The organism is Pseudomonas sp. KUIN-1, from assembly GCF_009176725.1.
Classification (GTDB): domain Bacteria; phylum Pseudomonadota; class Gammaproteobacteria; order Pseudomonadales; family Pseudomonadaceae; genus Aquipseudomonas; species Aquipseudomonas fragariae.
In genome coordinates this window covers 4070285-4088851 of record NZ_AP020337.1, presented here as the reverse complement: position 1 = coordinate 4088851, position 18567 = coordinate 4070285, and the positions used below count along the sequence as shown (strand labels likewise).

General features: G+C 59.9%; 15 protein-coding genes and 1 pseudogene. 7 read left to right on the top strand and 9 right to left on the bottom strand.

Annotated elements, in window-relative coordinates:
- Positions 1-78 precede the first annotated feature (78 nt).
- Positions 79-942, top strand: coding sequence for an alpha/beta hydrolase (locus KUIN1_RS18190; RefSeq protein WP_103714126.1), 864 nt, complete (start codon positions 79-81; stop codon positions 940-942).
- Positions 943-1159: 217 nt separating this feature from the next.
- Positions 1160-1579: a hypothetical protein gene (locus KUIN1_RS18185; RefSeq protein ID WP_103714127.1), complete on the top strand. Its 420-nt coding sequence runs from the start codon at positions 1160-1162 to the stop codon at positions 1577-1579.
- On the opposite strand, the gene KUIN1_RS18180 is transcribed toward KUIN1_RS18185, so the two are convergent.
- From KUIN1_RS18180 to KUIN1_RS18160, 6 genes and pseudogenes are all read right to left on the bottom strand, one after another.
- On the bottom strand, positions 1549-2343 hold the full coding sequence (locus KUIN1_RS18180; RefSeq protein ID WP_003406424.1) for an NYN domain-containing protein: 795 nt from the start codon (positions 2341-2343) through the stop codon (positions 1549-1551). The genes KUIN1_RS18185 and KUIN1_RS18180 overlap by 31 nt on opposite strands.
- A 117-nt stretch (positions 2344-2460) precedes the next feature.
- Positions 2461-3225, bottom strand: coding sequence for a methyl-accepting chemotaxis protein (locus KUIN1_RS28800; RefSeq protein WP_410003766.1), 765 nt, complete (start codon positions 3223-3225; stop codon positions 2461-2463).
- 90 nt (positions 3226-3315) lie between these two features.
- Positions 3316-4350, bottom strand: a pseudogene (locus tag KUIN1_RS28795) (HAMP domain-containing protein); the annotation flags it as partial.
- Positions 4351-4512: 162 nt separating this feature from the next.
- Positions 4513-4836 (bottom strand): hypothetical protein, encoded by a 324-nt coding sequence (locus KUIN1_RS18170; RefSeq protein WP_003406421.1) that lies wholly within the window; start codon positions 4834-4836, stop codon positions 4513-4515.
- Between the two features lies 1 nt (position 4837).
- The gene (locus KUIN1_RS18165) at positions 4838-6913 is read right to left on the bottom strand and encodes a hybrid sensor histidine kinase/response regulator (RefSeq protein WP_152092155.1); all 2076 of its coding nucleotides are present in this window, start codon (positions 6911-6913) and stop codon (positions 4838-4840) included.
- 287 nt (positions 6914-7200) lie between these two features.
- Positions 7201-8652, bottom strand: coding sequence for an NCS1 family nucleobase:cation symporter-1 (locus KUIN1_RS18160; RefSeq protein ID WP_011268495.1), 1452 nt, complete (start codon positions 8650-8652; stop codon positions 7201-7203).
- Between the two features lie 344 nt (positions 8653-8996).
- On the opposite strand from KUIN1_RS18160, the gene KUIN1_RS18155 reads away from it, so the two are divergent.
- Complete coding sequence (locus tag KUIN1_RS18155) at positions 8997-9716, top strand: GntR family transcriptional regulator (protein WP_003406418.1); 720 nt, start codon at positions 8997-8999, stop codon at positions 9714-9716.
- Between the two features lie 10 nt (positions 9717-9726).
- On the top strand, positions 9727-10458 hold the full coding sequence (locus KUIN1_RS18150) for an aspartate/glutamate racemase family protein (RefSeq protein ID WP_003406417.1): 732 nt from the start codon (positions 9727-9729) through the stop codon (positions 10456-10458).
- A gap of 496 nt (positions 10459-10954) precedes the next feature.
- On the opposite strand, the gene KUIN1_RS18140 is transcribed toward KUIN1_RS18150, so the two are convergent.
- Positions 10955-12190 carry a zinc-dependent alcohol dehydrogenase gene (locus KUIN1_RS18140; protein ID WP_011268492.1) on the bottom strand — a complete coding sequence of 412 codons (1236 nt, stop codon included), beginning with the start codon at positions 12188-12190 and terminating at the stop codon, positions 10955-10957.
- 104 nt (positions 12191-12294) lie between these two features.
- The gene (locus KUIN1_RS18135) at positions 12295-13200 is read right to left on the bottom strand and encodes a LysR family transcriptional regulator (RefSeq protein WP_024660739.1); all 906 of its coding nucleotides are present in this window, start codon (positions 13198-13200) and stop codon (positions 12295-12297) included.
- Positions 13201-13361: 161 nt separating this feature from the next.
- Here KUIN1_RS18135 and KUIN1_RS18130 point away from each other — a divergent pair, with 161 nt between their 5' ends.
- From KUIN1_RS18130 to KUIN1_RS18120, 3 genes are read left to right on the top strand one after another with little or no spacing between them, the layout of a single operon-like run.
- On the top strand, positions 13362-14252 hold the full coding sequence (locus KUIN1_RS18130) for an NAD(P)-dependent oxidoreductase (RefSeq protein WP_003406412.1): 891 nt from the start codon (positions 13362-13364) through the stop codon (positions 14250-14252).
- A gap of 3 nt (positions 14253-14255) precedes the next feature.
- On the top strand, positions 14256-15773 hold the full coding sequence (locus tag KUIN1_RS18125) for an aldehyde dehydrogenase family protein (protein ID WP_024650716.1): 1518 nt from the start codon (positions 14256-14258) through the stop codon (positions 15771-15773).
- A 4-nt stretch (positions 15774-15777) separates the two neighbouring features.
- The gene (locus KUIN1_RS18120) at positions 15778-16935 is read left to right on the top strand and encodes a M20 aminoacylase family protein (RefSeq protein ID WP_116886596.1); all 1158 of its coding nucleotides are present in this window, start codon (positions 15778-15780) and stop codon (positions 16933-16935) included.
- Between the two features lie 140 nt (positions 16936-17075).
- Here the strand turns inward: KUIN1_RS18120 and KUIN1_RS18115 are convergent, their stop codons facing one another.
- Entirely contained in the window at positions 17076-18452 is a 1377-nt protein-coding gene (locus KUIN1_RS18115; RefSeq protein WP_003349229.1) for an L-serine ammonia-lyase, read from the bottom strand.
- Positions 18453-18567 lie beyond the last annotated feature (115 nt).

Here is an 18567-nt window from a genome sequence, read left to right as displayed (position 1 = left end):
CGGCCCAGCCTATCTTGTCAGTGACAAGATAGGCTGTTCTAATGGCGCCAGATCATCTGACGGGCGTGGGGAACACCGATGAGCGACATCATCAAGAGGCTTCGACTATTGACGCTGCGCGGCACGTTCACGCTGATCAGCCGTATTCTACCGGGCATCACTGGAAGATATCTCGCTCGACGTTTTGTGACTCCGCAGGCGTCCGGACGTGCCAAGGCTGCTGACATTCTGAGTACAGCGACGGATGTGCAAACCGGTAGCCTTGAACTGGACGGCATCAGAATTGCCACCTATGTCTGGGGCGATCCCTCCAGCCAGCCATATGTGTTGCTGGCCCACGGCTGGTCAAGTTACGCGATGCGGTTTATCGGATGGGTGCCGTTACTGCGCTCCATGGGCTACGCCGTGGTGGGGTTCGATCAGCCCGCGCACGGGTTGAGCGCGGGCAGCATCAGTCATATGACCCAGTTCGTGGCTGTGCAGCAGCACGTGGGACGCCATTTCGGAAAGCCTTCGGCGGTGATAGCGCATTCACTCGGCGCTTCATCGATTGTTTTCGCTCAGGAACAGTCGTGGCGCCCCGAGCGTTTTATCCTGATTGCGCCGCTCCTGGCACCTACGGACAGCGTATTTCAACAGTTCGATTCAGTCGGTGTTGCCCACAAAGTATTCAAACCTTTCGAGGCCGTCCTGCATTCGCTGACCGGTCGCCGCTTTGCAGACTACGACGCCACTTCGCGACTGCCGCTGCTTGATCGTCCCGCCCTGATCATTCATGACCGCCGTGACCGCGAAACACCGTGGGAAAAGGGCGCTCGTTTTGCAGAACTATGGCCGGGGGCGCGTCTGTTTACTACTGAAGGGCTTGGCCACAATCGGTTGATTGATCATCCATCGGTGATAGACGAAGTGATGAAGTTTCTGAAACCGGATCATCGTTAACGGCATCCGCAACGGATGGCCTTTCCAACGATTCCACTCTAAAGCGTCTACACGCAGCTTCATGAAATCCGTATGTGCCAGTTGGACCTGGCTCGTTTAATTGCAAGATGAATAACGGAAGCCAGATGCGTTTCCGCTCATCACGAGCTGAGCTTCTTTTAAAAGTCCTGACGTAGCCGGGCAGGCGGGTCAGCGTCTTCAGAAGCTGGAGGCCGCTATGGGTTTTAATAATTTTTCCGATGAATTGGCGGTGCTTGAAATCGTCCGCAGCGCCAACTTCGTTCGCCCTGGAAAGTTGACGTCTGGGCAAATTTATCTCGCGCTGATACGTCTTCAATCAGACGTTCCGGCGGCCGGGGATTTTATGGCCATGATTGATGAGCTGGTCAAAGAGGGACTGCTGGTTTCAGCCGCTGTGCTGGATCACGACATCTCGTTTCCCTATGTCCAGCACATTGTTCTTGGTGTTACCGAAACAGGTGCGGCCGTACTGGAATACCGGCGTTTTCAGGCTGACCTTTTTTACATGTGTTCGACGGTGCCGTCCCAGCTACAGCGTCAGGAAAGAACTGACAGTCGCAACTGTCAGCCCAGGAATGACAAACCTCACTTGCCCTGCAGCTTATGCCGCGCATAAAGCACTGCTGTTCCGCCAGAGGCCGCACGGGCCTGTAGCTCGAACGTTTGTGGATAGCCTTTGATCAAATCGCTCAGTTTCTTGTAGCCATGGGTACGAGGATCGAACTCCGGCCGCAGTTTGGTGATGTTTGTGCCCAGAGCGCTCAAGTGCGCCCAACCGTCTTCATCAGCGATGTCGTCCATGATTTTCGCAATGAAAGCCACTGGGGCCTTGGGCTTCTTGCTCGGCTCGGCGGCAACGGATTTGACGTTGTCTGCAGGTGCGGTGGCGTCCGATGCAGGGTCTGCGCTGGCGGGTACGGCGATCTCTTCGCGAAGCAATTCGATGTAGATGAACTTGTCGCAGGCCGCCACGAAGGGTTTGGGTGTCTTTTCTTCGCCAAAGCCATAAACGGTCAGACCTTCCTCACGCAGGCGCGAGGCCAGGCGTGTGAAGTCACTGTCGCTGGACACCAGGCAGAACCCGTCGAAACGACGCGTGTAGAGCAAGTCCATCGCGTCGATGATCAATGAGCTGTCAGTCGCATTCTTGCCTTTGGTGTAGGCGAATTGCTGGATGGGCTGGATGGAGTAGTCGAGCAGAACTTTCTTCCAGCCGCCGAGCTGCGGGCCGGTCCAGTCACCATAGATGCGCTTGACGCTGGCCACGCCATATTTGGCGATCTCTTCGAAAAGACCTTCTACGATAGCTGCTGGCGCATTGTCGGCATCGATCAGCACCGCCAGGTGCTTTTGAGAACTGTTGGGGTTTTGGACGGCCATGGATCACCCTCGTACGAAAGCGTAACCATACCGCCAAAACGAGAGACTGGCGCTATTCCCCGATATTTATGCAAGGCAGGCCGCTGCCGAACGCTTCCCGGCAGCGGCCTTGGCACATCAGATCCTGAAACTGCCCACCAACTGCGTCAGTCGGGTGGACTGCTGTTCAAGGTCAGTGCACGCGCGCAGGGTCGCGTTCAGGTTCTCTACGCCTTGCTGGTTCAGCGTATTGATCTCGGTGATGTCCATGTTGATCGCTTCCACGACGGCGGTCTGCTCTTCGGTGGCTGCAGCGACCGACTGGTTCATGCCATCGATTTCGCCAATGCGTTCGGTCACGTGCTCAAGGCTTGCAACGGCCTTGTTGGCAATGCCGACCGTTTCAACGCTCTCGCGCTGGCTGTCGTTCATGATCGACACGGCTTCACGGGCACCGGATTGCAGCTGCTCGATCATCTCCTGCACCTGACTCGCCGATTCCTGCGTTCGGTGCGCCAGGCTGCGGACTTCGTCGGCAACCACGGCAAACCCTCTGCCGGCTTCACCTGCACGCGCGGCCTCGATGGCCGCATTGAGGGCCAGTAGATTGGTCTGCTGCGAGATGCCGGTAATCACGTCGAGGATCTGGCCGATGTTGGCTGTCTTGGTGTTCAGCGTTTCGATCTGCCCGCTTGCGCTGCTGATGCGCTTGGAAAGACGGCTCATGGCCTCGATGTTCTGCCCGACCACGTCCTGCCCGTCCGACGCCAGCGTTCGTGCATCGCTGGAGTGACCCGAGGCGCGCGCGGCATTCTGGGCGATCTCCTGCGTTGCGGCGCCCAGCTCATTGATGGCTGCGGCGACGCTGTTGGTGCGGTGGGACTGTTGATCGGAGTTGAGCATCGACGAGTTGGATGCATTCAGTACCCGCAGGGCAACTTCATTGAGCTGCACGGTGGAGGAGGCGACTTCACGCATCGAGTCATGGATTCGCTCTACAAAGAGGTTGAAACCATTGCCCAGATGCCCGAACTCGTCCTGGCTCTCGATGACCAGGCGCTTGGTCAGGTCACCTTCGCCGGCAGCGATATCGTGCATGGCGCGGCCCATCAGGTTCAGTGGGCGCAGCAGGACACTCAGGAGCATGCCCAGCAGCAGGATGATCAGCACCACAGCAATCACAGTGGCCACGATGGCCGAGTTTCTGAACTCGCCCAGGGCCGCGTAGGCGATGTCTTTATCCATCGCTACGCCGATGTACCAGTTGACCGAGGGCAGGCCGTCTACGTGAGCGAAGGTCAGGATCTGGGTCTTGCCGGCATACTCGCTTTCACTCAGGTCTTGCGACAGCCTGGGCGTATTCGCCGGGTAGACTTCGGCCAGCGTCTTCATCACCAGTGAGGTGTCCGGATGGACCAGGATGCGGCCATTCGCGTCGACCAGAAACGCGTATCCGTCGCCGTGCAGTCGCAGCGAACTGATCATCTTCACCAGGATTTCCAGGCTCAGGTCGCCGCCAATTACACCGGACACGCCGGAGTCTCCCTTGATCGGTGTGGCAAGGGTCACGACCAGGCCCTTGGTCACGGCGTCCAGATACGGCTCGGTCAGGATGGTTTTGCCGGCGCGAAGGGCATCGACATACCACGGTCGGGTTCTTGGGTCGTAGTCGGCCGACATGTCATCAGGCGGCTGGGTGACGAAGGAGCCATCGCTTCTGCCCTGATAAATGCTCATGAAGGTGGCGATCAGCGTGGGTTGCCCGAGTACCCGATTCTGCTCTTGCGGGGACTGAGGCGAAGACGCGTTTTCCGCCAGGTTCTCTACCAGAAGAATTCGCCCTGAAAGCCAGTTACGGATATTGCCGGCGGTACTTTCGCTCGTCTGGTTAAGGTTCTCCTTGAGCTGCACGTGCAACGCATTGCGCTGCAGATAGTCGTTATAGAACGTGAATAGCGTGAATGCGGCGATCACCACAAGGGACGCCGCCAAGAGAATTTTATGGCTGAATTTTAAAGATTTTCTCATGCCGATATGAGCCTTTAGAGGGGTATTGCGCAAGGGGTCATAGGTAGTGGGTGGAGCAGGGGTGGTTATCGGCGGGAATCGGTGTTTATGAATGTCATGTGTCATATAAATGACAAAAGGCCTGATTTTTTCATCTTTCAGCCCCCAATCAGGCTGGCAGCTTCAGATGGCAGGGTGATTCAGGTCGAGGTACCACTGGGCATAAGGCGTGTTTTGCACCTTGTGCCGATTGAAATCTTCAGCGCCATCGGTCCACCAGACTTCACCGCGCTCGCCCAGGGCAACTTTGGCCTTGTCGACACTGGCCCGAGCCGCCTTCAGGGCTGCGGGGTCTTCGGATGCCTTGGCGGCCTTGACTGCACGACGTGCAGCCATCAGCTCATCCACCAGATTCTGGCGGACGTCGTCGCTCAAGGAGGGATTGGAGCACCGCCAGAGTTGCCCCTTGACCACGAAATACCGACCATCAGGCGTGGTCGGGTTCATCTCACGAATACCCGCGGGCGACCGCGTCAGCGCCGATCAGACCTGTCACTCGCCCGGCCAGCGCGTCCAGCCCGAACGGCTTGGTCAGCACTTGCGTGCAAGGCCGCAGGTGGCAATCGTCCAGCACGGATGTCTTGGCGTAACCGGTGATGAACAGGGTCGGCAAGCCAGGTCGACAGTCACCGGCCGCATCGGCCATTTCCCGGCCGTTCATGCCGCCTGGCAAGCCTATGTCACTGATCAGCAGGTCGATGCGTGTGTCCGACTGCAGGATCTGCAAGCCCGATTGTGCGTCTGCCGCTTCCAGGCAGTTGTAGCCCAGACCGCTGATGACTTCGGCGACGAGCATCCTCACCGAGGGTTCGTCGTCTACGACCAGAACGGTTTCGCCGGTGTGATGCGGCGGCTCTTCGATGACTTCCGGCGCAACGGGGCGCGGAGCGCTTTCAGCGGTGTGGCGGGGCAGGTGCATGACTACGCTGGTGCCCTGGCCTTCGACCGACTCGACGCGAATCTGCCCGCCGGACTGGCGCACAAAGCCATACACCATCGACAGCCCGAGACCGGTGCCGGCACCGATGGCCTTGGTGGTGAAGAACGGTTCAAAGGCTTTGGCGGCGATGTCCGGACTCATGCCGATGCCCGTGTCGGTCACGCGGATGCTCAGGTGCTCGCCGGCAGGAATGCCGTGATCCGGGTCGGTGCACTCTTCGAGGGACGCATTGGCGGTCTCGATGATAATGCGCCCGCCGTTGGGCATTGCGTCACGGGCGTTCAGGCACAGGTTAAGCAGCGAGCTTTCCAGCTGGGCATGATCGATCAGCGCGGGCCACAGGTCATCATGGGCGACGACATTGATGTCTATCTCCGGGCCGACCGTGCGCGCGATCAACTCTTCCATGTCATGAATCAACCCGTTCACGTCGGTGACTCTTGGCGACAGTGTCTGGCGTCTTGAGAACGCCAGCAGGCGGTGGGTCAGCGATGCGGCGCGGCGTACTGCGCCCTGGGCGACCGACACGTAACGGTCGACGTCACCGACGCGGCCCTGGGCCAGGCGTTTGGTGATCAGTTCCAGGCTGCCGGAAATGCCGGCCAGCAAGTTGTTGAAATCATGGGCGATGCCCCCCGTCAGTTGTCCGACGGCATCCATCTTCTGCGAGTGACGCAGGGCGTCTTCGATCTGCTCGCGTTCGAAAACCGCTTGTTCGATGCGCTGTTCGAGTGTCTGGTTGAGTTCTCTGACCGCTTCTTCGGCTTTTTTTCTGGCGGTTACATCGATAGAGGAGCCGATCAGACCGATCACGTCGCCGCTGGCATCGAGCAGCGGCGCTTTGGTCGAGAGCCATATCGCTGCAGAGCCGTCAGCCAGGTTGACCTGTTCTTCGATCTGTTCGCTGACATTGCTCTGCATGATCCGGCGGTCGGTTTCCATGAGCGTCCGCGCCTGTTCCTGATCATCCAGAAATTCCAGGTCCGTCTTGCCAATGAAAAACTCGGGCGGCTTGCCGATCAGGTCAGCGGTGCCACGATTGGCGACCAGCATTCGACCTTCGAGATCCTTGGCGTAGACAACGCCGGGAACGGCAGCTGTGAATATTCTCAGCAACTCGTTGAGGCGGTCGCGCTCGTCTTCGGCAGTGCGACGGCCGTCTATATCAAGCAATACACCCGGACTGCGAATGGGTTTGCCACGACTGTCGCGTTCGATTCTTCCGCTGGCTTCGATCCAGCGATAAATACCGTCTTCATGGAGAACCCGGTATTCGCATCGATAGGTTTCGCTACTCTGCAGCGCTTCCTCGATTGACTTGTCGACTCTGGCCGAATCGTCAGGATGAATGGAGGCAATCACCAGTTCCAGTGGCAAACCTTTGGCGCACAGCTTCGGGCACAAGCCGAAGGTCCGGGCAAAACGCTCATCGCCGGTCAACTGATCGGCAATGATGTCCCACACCCAGGTACCGACAACCGCCCCTGACTCCAGGGCAAGTTGCAGCCGCTCGGCTGCTTCCTGCGCCGAGGGAACGGGTGGCTGGGGGGCGAATGGCCTGCCGCCAAAAACATCATTGCTCATCACTATCGACCCACTTGAACGCCTGGTTCACAAAGACTCAGTCATAGGGCAGCGCAGCGGCCTGAAAGTTGTACAAAATTTATTCTATTTTGTGCTTCAGGCCTCACAAAACGATGAGTGACTCTCGATCATTCAATGATTCTGGAGTGGATGATATTAAATTAATATCATCCGGGGCGTGCGCTATTTTCAGCGGAGCAGGCAGGGCGGCGCTTTCAGGTCATGCCGGGCTTGGCGAATCCTCTGAAAGCGCTGGTTTCATTCAGGTATTGGCGTCTTGCGACGTCTCAATGCTGGCCGACAGGCGCAGGAAGGTTGGCAGCCTGTACGGGCGACCAGCGGGTCAACGCGTAAAACACTGCGCCGCCCAGGATGCAGCCGGTAAACCAGGCGAAGTTGGCAATCGGCTTGAACCACTCGACAAAGGTGAAGCACAGACCGACCAGTGCGGTGAGCAGCAATGCCTTGACCGCGATCCAGTTCACGCCGTTGGTGTACCAGTAGCGACCGCTTGGCGTGTCATCGAACAGGGCATCCACATCGATCTGCTGCTTCTTGATCAGGTAGTAATCCACCAGCAGGATGCCGAACAGTGGGCCGATACAGGCCGCCAGCACGTCGAGGGTGTAGTGAATCACTTCAGGGTTGTTGAACAGGTTCCAGGGCGTAATGAAGATCGACGCTACCGCTGCGATCATGCCGCCTGCCCGCCAGCTGATGCGGCTGGGCGCCACGTTGGCGAAGTCGAAGGCGGGGGAAACGAAGTTGGCGACGATATTGATGCCTACCGTGGCGGTGACGAAGGTGAAGGCGCCGAGCAGCACGGCCGTGGTGTTGTCGATGCGCGCGACGGTCGCAATCGGGTCGTGGATCATCTCACCGAAAATCGGCAACGTGCCCGAGACGATCACCACTGTTACCAGTGAAAACGCCAGAAAATTCACCGGTAAGCCCCAGAAATTGCCGCGGCGCACGTCGGCCATGCTGCGGCAATAGCGGCTGAAATCACCGAAGTTCAGCGTCGGCCCGGAGAAATACGAGACCACCAGCGCAATGGCCATGACCACCTGGCCGAACGCTGCCCAGCCGGACAACTCCTTTTCAGCCAGAGTAAAACTGATGTTGTCCCAGCCGGCGCGCCAGACAATCCAGCCTGCCAGAGCGAACATCACCGCATAAACGGCAGGGCCGGCCCAGTCGATGAAGCGCCTGATCGACTCCATACCCGTCCAGAACACCGCGGCTTGCACCACCCACAACGCCAGAAAGCCGAACCAGCCGAGCCAGGACAGTCCGAGAAATGTCACGCTTTGATAGACGGCCAGTTCCGGGAAGAAGCGCAGCACCACGATCACCAGTGCGCTGGACGCCAGGTAGGTTTGAATGCCGTACCACGCCACCGCGATCAGCCCGCGAATGATGGCGGGAATGTTGGCACCGAACACGCCGAAAGCCAGGCGGCAGATGACCGGGTAGGGCACGGCGGCTTGCTGACTGGGTTTGGCGACCAGGTTGGCAATCACCTGAATGATGCAGATCCCCACCAGCAGGGCGATCAGCACCTGCCAACTGGCCAGGCCCAGGGCGAACAGACTGGCGGCAAAAACGTAGCCGCCGACGCTGTGCACATCGCTCATCCAGAACGCCAGAATGTTGTACCAGGTCCACTTCTGCGGCACCGGCCCCAGATCGTGGTTGTGCAGGCGCGGGCTGTACCCGGCCGGGCGTTGATCTGTCATTGCGTGACTCCCTCGGTGTGTCGTGACGGGATCGGAGTACGATCGATGATTTTTTTGTATACGATCGTGTACGCAAAACATGTGCCATACGATTTCTCGTTGGTAGGGAATGGCTGCGAGTCTTGTTTTAGGGCGTTTTTACTGAGACAGGCGGGTAAAACGGGCAAGTCCGAGCAGTGATTTGAAGTGCACGTAAACAGGGCGCTTTTGCTCATTTACGGTGCGATTTATTCGTTTTCAGTTGAGTGGCTCTCTGGCCAGTTATTCAAATCGCGCTACTCATCATGTTCCGTATCAGGCACTATTCTTGTATACGATCTGTAATGCCAATGTGATGTGAAGCCATGATCCGACCTGACAGTGCCCCGTTGTTTCTCACGCCTTCTGCCGCTGAAAAGGGCCGTGATGAACAGATTTACCAGCATGTTCTGGAAGCCATCGTCGAACACCGGCTCGCTCCGGGAACGCGCTTGCCCGAGGACGCACTGGCCGAAGTGTTCGAGATCAGCCGCACCGGCATTCGCAAGGTCTTGCAGCGTCTGGCGCTGGAACGGCTGGTGACCCTGCGCCCCAAGCGCGGCGCGGAGGTCGCGCAACCGTCGGCTCAGGAAGCACAGGATGTATTGGGTGCCAGGCAACTGATCGAGCCCGCGCTGATGGCCGAGATCGCCACGCGAGTCGGCGGCCGGCGTCTGGATGCACTGCGTGCGCTTTGCGATCAGGAGCATGAGGCGCAACACGCGGGGCGCCACAGCGAAGCGATTCAACTGTCGGCGCGCTTTCATGTGCAGTTGAGCGCGCTGGCGGGCAATCAGGTGTTGACCGAACAGGTCGCGCAGCTCACCACGCGATCCTCCTTGATTGTTGCGGTGTACGGTTCGCGACGCAGTGTCGGGTGTGATTGTGGCCAGCATGTCGACTTGCTGGCCTTGCTCGAAAGCGGGCAGGGCGAACAGGCGCGCGAATGGATGGCCGAGCATTTGCGCCGCATCCGCGCCAGCCTGAATGTGGATGCGCCGCTCAGCGAGACAGTGGATTTTCATAGCATTTTCAAACGGCGCTGAAGGAGTTCCGGTGCGTATTCAAGTGATCAACCCCAATACCAGCGAAGCCATGACCCACAAGATCGGTCTGGCCGCGCAAGCCGTGGCGCGCCCAGGCACACAGATCATCGCCTGCAGTCCGGCGGATGGCCCGGTGTCCATCGAAGGCCATTTCGATGAGGCGATCGCGACGCTGGGCGTGCTGGAAGAAGTGCGTAAGGGGCGCGAGCAACAGGTCGACGCGCATATCATCGCCTGTTTCGGCGACCCCGGCCTGTTGGCGGCACGCGAGTACGCCAGCGCCCCGGTGATCGGCATCGCCGAAGCGGCCTTTCATATGGCCAGCCTGATTTCTACCCGTTTCGCCGTGGTCACGACGCTGACCCGCACGCGGATCATCGCCGAGCACTTGCTGCAGCGTTATGGCTTCAGTGAGTTATGCACATCGGTGCGCTGTATCGATCTGCCGGTGCTGGCGCTGGAGGAAAGCGGGCCGGAGCTCATCGAATGCATGGCCGAACAGGCCCGTCGCGCCCGTGACGAAGAAGGGGCAGGAGCCATTGTACTGGGTTGCGGCGGGATGGCGGATCTGGGCAGGCAACTGAGCGAAGCGATTGGCCTGCCGGTCATCGACGGCGTGGCAGCGGCGGTGAAACTGGCCGAATCGCTGGTGGATCTGGGCCTGACCACCAGCAAACACGGCGACCTGGCCGACCCCATCAGCAAACCGTTCAAAGGCCGGTTTGCCTACCTGAGTCGGTGATGGCGTTTGCCCGCAGGGCGCAGGAGCGAACGTGTTCGCGAAAGGGGCGGCATGAACGATGAACATACATCGTCTGAAACACCTTTTTCAGGCTTCTGCCCGCAGGGCGTAGGAGCGAACTTGTTCGCGAAAGGGGCGGCATGAACGATGAACATACATCGTCTAAACACCGTTTTCAGGCTTCTGCCCGGAGGGCGTAGGAGCGAACTTGTTCGCGAAAGGGGCGGCATGAACGATGAACATACATCGTCTGAAACACCGTTTTCAGGCTTCTGCCCGGAGGGCGTAGGAGCGAACGTGTTCGCGAAAGGGGCAGCACGAACGATGAACATACATCGTCTGAAACACCGTTTTCAAGCTTCTGCCCGCAGGGCGTAGGAGCGAACTTGTTCGCGAAAGGGGTGGCATGAACGATGAACATACATCGTCTGCAATACCGTTCCCGAACACGTTCGCTCCTGCGGCCTTAGGCCAGAATCAAAGGCGAACCCGTACCTTACATAGCCGGCACGCCACCCCCGACCAGGGCTTCAGTCGTGTCGTCCGGCACCACAATGGTGTTGTTGCCAGGCGTCAGGATGACCTTGCGGCAATCTTCTTCCTTCTTGTCGAACAGCTTGTAGCCCTTCGCCGCATCCTCCAGTGACATCCGGTGAGTGATGATGGCTTCGGGTTCCAGGCGGCCGGCCTCGATGTGTTCCAGCAATTCAGGCATGAAGCGATGCACGTGGGTCTGGCCCATTTTGAAGGTCAGGCCCTTGTCGAACGCATCGCCGAACATGAAGCCATGGATGAACCCGGCATATACCCCCGGCACACTGACCACGCCGCCGCGTCGTACTGCTGCGATGCACTGACGCAATGCCTTGCCGCTGCTGCCTTCCAGCTTCAGCGTGGCAAGGATGGTTTCCGTGGTGCTGCCTTTGGCCTCGAAACCCACCGCGTCGATTACGCCATCCACGCCGCGCATGCCGGCGGTCTGGCGAATGATCGTGTCAGCCGGATCATCGTCTTCATCAAAATTGATCGGGATCACGCCGTAAGTTTTCTGCGCATAGGCCAGACGATACGGATGGTGATCGACCATGAAGATCTTTTCCGCACCGAGCATTTTTGCGCACGCTGCGCTCATCAGACCCACCGGGCCAGCGCCGTAAATGGCAACCGTCGAACCCTGGCCAATCCCGGCGTTGAGTACAGCCTGCCAGGCGGTGGGGAGAATATCGGAGAGGAACAGAACCTTCTCGTCAGCCAGCGTGCCTGGCACCTTGAACGGACCAACGTTGGCCTTGGGCACTCGCACGTATTCAGCCTGGCCGCCCGGCACACCGCCATACAGATGGCTGAAGCCGAACAGCGCCGCCCCTGGTGGAATCGACTTTTTGTTGAGAATCGCGCCACGTCCGGTGTTGGTGGTTTCGCAGGCCGCGAACTGGTCGAGGTTGCAGAAAAAGCAGCTGCCGCAGGCGATGACGAACGGGATCACCACGCGATCGCCTTTGGCTACAGCCGTGACGGCCGAGCCGGTCTCTTCAACGACGCCCATGAACTCGTGACCGAAGATGTCGCCGTGTTCAACCGTAGGGATTTTGCCGCGATACAAGTGCAGGTCGGAACCGCAGATAGCGGTCGCCGTTACGCGCAGAATGATGTCATCCGCTTGCTCGATCACAGGGTCCGGCACTGTATCGACTTTTACACTGTTCGCGCCGTGGTAAGTCAAAGCTCTCATGATCAATCCTCAGTGGCAGCAGGAATTCCGCTCCGTTACTGAAGATGAACCATGAGCTTTTTGTTGGTTCAGCGCGATTGCTTGACGCGCGGACTAACGGTAGGTCAGTTGCGGAACGCTGTCATATCCTGCAACAGCATGCCCATCAGGCGGTTGGCACCAACGCTGAGCTGACGGCCCAGGCGGCTGATCAGGTGGGTTTGCGGGCTGCTGAACACCTCATGCTGCAAGGGCAGGGCACGCAATGTGCCGGCTTTTATCTCTTCCTCCACGACAAAGGTCGGCAGCAGCGTGACGCCCCCTTGCATGGCGAAGTGCTTGAGCATCGCGAAGGTGCTGCAGGTCAGCGTCGGCTGCACGGTGATGCCCAGCTGGTGCTCGGCTTGCAGCAGAATCTGGCGGATACCGTAAGACACCGCAGGCAGGGCGACACGGTAGTCTTCAAGTGCCCGCAGCTGTATCGGGCCTGGTTCGTCGGTCAGCGGGTGATCAGGCGCGGTGATCACACAGACCGGTTGACGCTGATGCGCATGCGAGCGGATTTTCGGGTCGGCAGCCGGATTGAAGACCAGGCCGATGTGCGCTTCATCCTCGACCACCTGGCGAATCACTTCGTTGCTGCCGCAGACGTTCACGATCAGTTCGATCCTGGGGTACAGCTCGGAAAACCGGGCCAGCGGCTGCGCGAGACTTTCCAGAAACCCCTCCCCGGAGACCAGCGTCACCGAGCCGCTGTGCAAGCCTTTGAGGGCCTGAATCGAATCCAGCAGGACCTCCTGCTGCGTCAGTCGCTGGCGGTAATAGGCCAGCACCTTGTCGCCCGCCTCGGTCGGTTTGACGCCGCGTCGATGGCGCTCCAGCAGGGGGGAACCCAGCTCCTGTTCCAGTTGCGCGATCTGGCGGCTGACCGCCGAAGGCGCAACGTTGAGGAAGTCGGCGGCAGCCCGGACGCTGCCCAATCGTACGGCTTCGAAAAAGTACAGGATGCGTCGATCTTGAACGAGGCTCATGGGCTTCCAGTGTTGCGCTAAAGGCAACATAAATTCGATTTTTGGATTATTGCTGAGAGGGGAGAGCGCTGTCCATACTCGAATCACCAGCACATTGCCGGCCGCAGGGGCCCGCAGCGTCATCCTCTAATTCGTACAAAATCTTTGATCGGGATGCAGACATGACTTTGAAAGCAGGTGTGATCGGACTGGGCAACATGGGCGGCGGCATGGCGGCCACGCTGGCCGGCAAGGGCTTTGATGTCAGCGGCTTCGACCTGTCGCAGGCCGCGCTGGCCCAGGCCGAAAGCAAGGGCGTCAAGCCGGTTGCCGATCGCACGCAACTGATTCAAGGCGTGGACATTCTGATCCTCTCGCTGCCCAAGGCCGAGCACGTGGAGTCGGTGTGCCTCGGCGCGGGTGGCATCAACGAGGTGGGGCGCAAGGGCCTTATCGTCGTCGATACCACGACGTCGACGCCGGAAATGAGCCGCAAGGTCGCCGCCGAACTGGCGAAGAACGGCATCGCCTTCATCGACGCGCCGGTGTCTGGCGGCCCGAAAGGCGCTGCCACCGGCAGCATGTCGATGGTGATCGGTGCCGAGGATGCTGACCTGGCGCGCGCCATGCCGGTCCTGGAAGGCATGAGCGGGACACGCGTGCACGTCGGGCAATGTGGCGCAGGGAACGTGGCCAAGATCGCCAACAACATGCTCGCCGCCTGTCACCTGATCAGCACTGCCGAAGCCGTGGCGATGGCCGCGCGTGCAGGGGTCGATCCGGAAAAACTTCTGCAGGGTCTGAATGCCGGTTCCGGACGCAGCGGTGCCACGCAAGTGATGTTCCCGACCTGGGTACTCAACAAGGCCTATGACTCCGGCTTCACCATGGGCCTGATGCGCAAGGACGTCGGCCTGGCCAGCGATCTGGCGGACAGCCTGGACATGGACCTGCCGCTGTCGCGCGTCGTCGCGCAGTTGTGGCAGGCCAGCAGTGAAACCCTGGCGGACAACGAAGACTTCTGCGCCATCGTGCAACGCACCGATGGCAAACTTTACGGTCATGGAGAATAAGCGATGAGCACTGCAAAAATCCTCGAACTGATGCGTCCTTACTGGGGCGATCGCAGTGTCATCGCCAGTTACGTTGGCGGCCAGTTCATCGAAGGCCACGGTACGCCCGTCGAAGTGCGCAATGCTCATGACGACAGCCTGCTGCTGAGTTTCCCGGACGCCGACGAGTCGTTGGTTGAAGTGGCCGACAAGGCTGCCAGGGCTGCGCAACAACAATGGTGGGCGCTGACCGCCCAGGCGCGTGGCCGTGCCATGTACCAGGTGGGCAATCTGATTCGTGACGAGCTGGAAAACCTCGCGCAGATCGAATCCCTGACCGCCAACAAGCCGATCCGTGACGCCCGCGTCGAAGTGCTGAAAGTGGCCGAGATGTTCGAGTATTACGCTGGTTGGGCGGACAAGCTGCACGGCGAGATCATCCCGGTGCCGACCACGCATCTGAACTATGTGACCTACGAACCGCTGGGCACGGTGTTGCAGATTACGCCCTGGAATGCGCCGATCTTCACCTGTGGCTGGCAGATCGCCCCGGCGATTGCAGCGGGCAACGCGGTCATTCTCAAACCGTCGGAACTGACCCCGCTCAGCTCGCTGATGGTCGGCGTGCTGATCGAGCGGGCCGGCGTGCCGAAAGGGCTGGTCAACGTGATTGCCGGTTTCGGTCATTCCATCGGCCAGGCGTTCATCGCCAAGGCTGACATTCGCAAGGTGGTGTTCGTCGGCTCGCCAGCCACTGGCCGGCATATCGCCGTGGCAGCGGCGCAGCGTTGCATTCCTGCGGTGCTGGAGCTGGGCGGCAAGTCGGCCAACATCGTGTTCGACGACGCCGACCTGGAAGTTGCCTTGCGCGGTGCCCAGGCCGCGATCTTTTCCGGTGCCGGGCAGAGCTGTGTGTCCGGTTCGCGGCTGCTGGTGCAGGAATCGATCTTCGAGAAGTTCACCAATGCCCTGGCAGTGGCAGCGACACAGTTCAAGGTCGGTGATCCGAGCGATCCGGAAACCCAGATCGGCCCGATCAACAACGCCAAGCAATACAACCACGTGAAAAACATGGTCGAGCAGGCGCTCAAAGACGGCGCGAAGCTGGTGGGCGAGCACGCTGATCCGATCCCGGAAAAACCCGGTTACTACATCAATCCGACCGTCCTGGCAGGCACCAACGCGCTGTACTGCGCGCAGGAAGAAATCTTCGGCCCGGTGGTGGTGGCGATTCCATTCAAAGACGAAGAGGACGCGATCCGCATCGCCAACGACAGCCGTTTCGGCCTGGCCGGTGGTGTCTGGACCCGCGATGTCGGTCGTGCTCACCGCGTTGCCAGACAAGTGCGGGCCGGGACCTTCTGGGTCAACGGTTACAAGACTATTCACGTCAGTTCGCCGTTCGGCGGCTATGGTGAGAGTGGTTATGGCCGGTCTTCCGGTCTGGATGCCCTGCGCGAGTACAGTGAAGTGAAAAGCGTCTGGGTCGAAACCGCCGCCAAGCCAGCCGCCAGCTTTGGCTACGGCGCGAGTCTGGAGTAAGCACATGTCCATTTCAAAGACGTTGATTGACGAAGCAACTGTGTGGCGCCGCACCCTCCATGCCGCGCCGGAACTGGGGTTTCAGGAGCTGAAAACCTCTGACAAGGTGGCTGAGTTGCTGAGCGGTTTCGGCATCGAGATCCACCGTGGGCTGGGCGGCACTGGTGTGGTTGGCACCCTGCGTAATGGTGAAGGTCCGACCATCGGCCTGCGTGCCGACATGGATGCCTTGCCGATTCAGGAACTGGGCGACAGCGTTCACAAGTCGACCCACAAGGGCTGCATGCACGCCTGCGGCCATGATGGCCACACCGCTATCCTGCTGGCCACCGCGAGGCATCTGGCCGAGACTCGGCGCTTTCGCGGCACGGTGCATTTCGTCTTCCAGCCTGCCGAAGAGAACCTCGGCGGCGCACAGCGAATGATCGAAGACGGGCTGTTCGAACGCTTTCCGATGGAAGCCATCTACGGCCTGCACAACTGGCCGGGCGTGCCTGCGGGCAAGGTGGTGATCAATCCGGGGCCGATGATGGCGTCGCTCGACACCTTTGAAATCACCCTGACCGGCAAAGGCAGCCACGCGGCCATGCCGGACAAGGGCAATGATCCGATCGTGGCCGCGGCCGAGCTGGTGCTGGGGCTGCAAACCATTGTCTCCCGGCGCCTGTCGCCGCTCGATTCGGCGGTGGTCAGCATCACTCAGTTCAATGCCGGCGAGGCGATCAACGTGATCCCGGAAACCGCCACGTTGCGTGGCACCGTGCGCTGCCTGCAAACCCCTGTGCGCGAAAAGGTTCAGCAACTGATCGGCGAGTTCGTCGAGCGTTTGCCGACGGCCTTCGGCGTGCGCGGCGAGCTGGTTTACAACGTCGGCTACCCGGTGACCGAAAACCACGTCGAAGCGGCTGCCACGATCCGTCGTGCAGCAGTCGCCGCAGTCGGCGAGGCCAACGTGCAGTGGGGCTGCAACCCGTCGATGGCCTCTGAAGACTTCGCCTTCATGCTGCATGCCTGTCCCGGTGCTTACATCTGGATGGGCGTCGACGGCGAGAAGCCGTCAGCGGCGTTGCACAACCCTTACTACGACTTCAACGACCAGGTGATTGAGCCCGGCGTTGCGGTCTGGACCTCGCTGGTGGAGCAGTGTTTGCCGGTGGCTTGAATGGCTCTCGCGCTTACGCCTGCCTTTGATGCTGGCCGTAGGTCATAGGAGCGACGCGGTTCGCGAAAAGGACGGTACCTCCGCAGGGGATGTACCGTCCCGGACGCTCTCGAATACGTCGCGACGCCGGTGGATGTCTGTCAGCACTCGATCAGGTTGACCGCCAGCCCGCCGCGTGAGGTTTCCTTGTATTTGTCGTGCATGTCGGCGCCGGTGTCACGCATGGTGCGGATGGCGTGGTCCAGCGAGATGTGGTGCTCGCCGTCGCCGCGCAGGGCCATCTGGGCGGCATTGATGGCCTTTACGGCAGCAATCGCATTGCGTTCGATGCAGGGGATCTGCACCAGCCCGCCGACCGGGTCGCAGGTCAGCCCCAGATTATGCTCCAGGCCAATCTCGGCAGCGTTCTCTACCTGCTCGGGCGTCGCGCCGAGGATCTCCGCCAGACCGGCGGCGGCCATTGCGCAGGCCGATCCTACCTCGCCCTGACAACCAACCTCGGCACCGGAAATCGAGGCGTTTTTCTTGCACAGAATGCCGACCGCGGCGGCGCTCAGGAAAAAGCGCACCACGTCATCGTCATTGGCCGTGGGTTTGAATTTCATGAAGTAATGCAGCACGGCGGGCACGATGCCAGCTGCGCCGTTGGTGGGCGCGGTCACCATGCGCCCGCCTGCGGCGTTTTCTTCGTTGACTGCGAGGGCGAACAGGTTGACCCATTCCATGGCGCTCAGGGTCGAGCCGATTACGTTGGGGTTATCCAGGTTCTGCAGGTTCTGATGCAGGCGGTAGGCACGCCGCCGCACGTTCAGGCCACCGGGCAGGATGCCGGTTTCCACCAGGCCCTTGTCGACGCAGGCGCGCATTGCGGCCCAGATCACCATGATTTTCTCGCGGATTTCCTCCTCGCTGCGCCAGACCTTTTCATTGGCCATCATCAGCTCGGAAATGCTCATGCCGTGGGTCTTGCACAGCTTGAGCAACTGCGCGCCACTGAAAAAATCATAGGGCAGGACGGTTGTGTCGTTGTCCAGCACGCCGCTGGCGGCCTGTTCAGCGTCGATCACAAATCCGCCGCCCACCGAATAGTAGGTCTGCTCGTGGAGTTCGCCGTTCTTGCCGTAGGCACACAGGGTCATGCCGTTGGGATGGTAGGGGAGGCTTTCATCGAGCAGGCACATGTCCCGCTCCCAGACGAAGGTGATGGCCTGTTCGCCCGCCAGCATCAGCTGGTTATCGGCACGCAGCGCGTCGATGCGCTGGTTGACCTGGCTAGGGTCGATCTGGTCCGGCCACTCGCCCATCAGGCCCATGACCGTTGCGCGATCGCTGCCGTGACCGATGCCCGTGGCCGACAGAGAACCGTACAATCGCACCTCGATCCGTTCTACGCTGTGCAACCGGTTGTGGTTGCGCAGCTCGGTCACGAACAGCGCACCGGCGCGCATTGGCCCGACGGTGTGGGAACTGGACGGCCCGATGCCGATTTTGAACATGTCGAAGACGCTGATAGCCATCACGAAGGTCCTTCAGGTGAGATGATGCACGGGAATTTGGTATTCCCCTTTTTCTGTTACTCATCTTTGGCTTCGGCTGTCGAAACGACAAACGATTGTTGCTATGCAACGCTTT

Bases quoted from the DNA above. Each gene is read 5' to 3' on its own strand.
- KUIN1_RS18190 (WP_103714126.1), top strand. From the start codon at position 79: ATGAGCGACATCATCAAGAGGCTTCGACTATTGACGCTGCGCGGCACG.
- KUIN1_RS18185 (WP_103714127.1), top strand. From the start codon at position 1,160: ATGGGTTTTAATAATTTTTCCGATGAATTGGCGGTGCTTGAAATCGTC.
- KUIN1_RS18180 (WP_003406424.1), bottom strand. From the start codon at position 2,343: ATGGCCGTCCAAAACCCCAACAGTTCTCAAAAGCACCTGGCGGTGCTG.
- KUIN1_RS28800 (WP_410003766.1), bottom strand. From the start codon at position 3,225: ATGCTCAACTCCGATCAACAGTCCCACCGCACCAACAGCGTCGCCGCA.
- KUIN1_RS18170 (WP_003406421.1), bottom strand. From the start codon at position 4,836: ATGAACCCGACCACGCCTGATGGTCGGTATTTCGTGGTCAAGGGGCAA.
- KUIN1_RS18165 (WP_152092155.1), bottom strand. From the start codon at position 6,913: ATGAGCAATGATGTTTTTGGCGGCAGGCCATTCGCCCCCCAGCCACCC.
- KUIN1_RS18160 (WP_011268495.1), bottom strand. From the start codon at position 8,652: ATGACAGATCAACGCCCGGCCGGGTACAGCCCGCGCCTGCACAACCAC.
- KUIN1_RS18155 (WP_003406418.1), top strand. From the start codon at position 8,997: ATGATCCGACCTGACAGTGCCCCGTTGTTTCTCACGCCTTCTGCCGCT.
- KUIN1_RS18140 (WP_011268492.1), bottom strand. From the start codon at position 12,190: ATGAGAGCTTTGACTTACCACGGCGCGAACAGTGTAAAAGTCGATACA.
- KUIN1_RS18135 (WP_024660739.1), bottom strand. From the start codon at position 13,200: ATGAGCCTCGTTCAAGATCGACGCATCCTGTACTTTTTCGAAGCCGTA.
- KUIN1_RS18130 (WP_003406412.1), top strand. From the start codon at position 13,362: ATGACTTTGAAAGCAGGTGTGATCGGACTGGGCAACATGGGCGGCGGC.
- KUIN1_RS18125 (WP_024650716.1), top strand. From the start codon at position 14,256: ATGAGCACTGCAAAAATCCTCGAACTGATGCGTCCTTACTGGGGCGAT.
- KUIN1_RS18120 (WP_116886596.1), top strand. From the start codon at position 15,778: ATGTCCATTTCAAAGACGTTGATTGACGAAGCAACTGTGTGGCGCCGC.
- KUIN1_RS18115 (WP_003349229.1), bottom strand. From the start codon at position 18,452: ATGGCTATCAGCGTCTTCGACATGTTCAAAATCGGCATCGGGCCGTCC.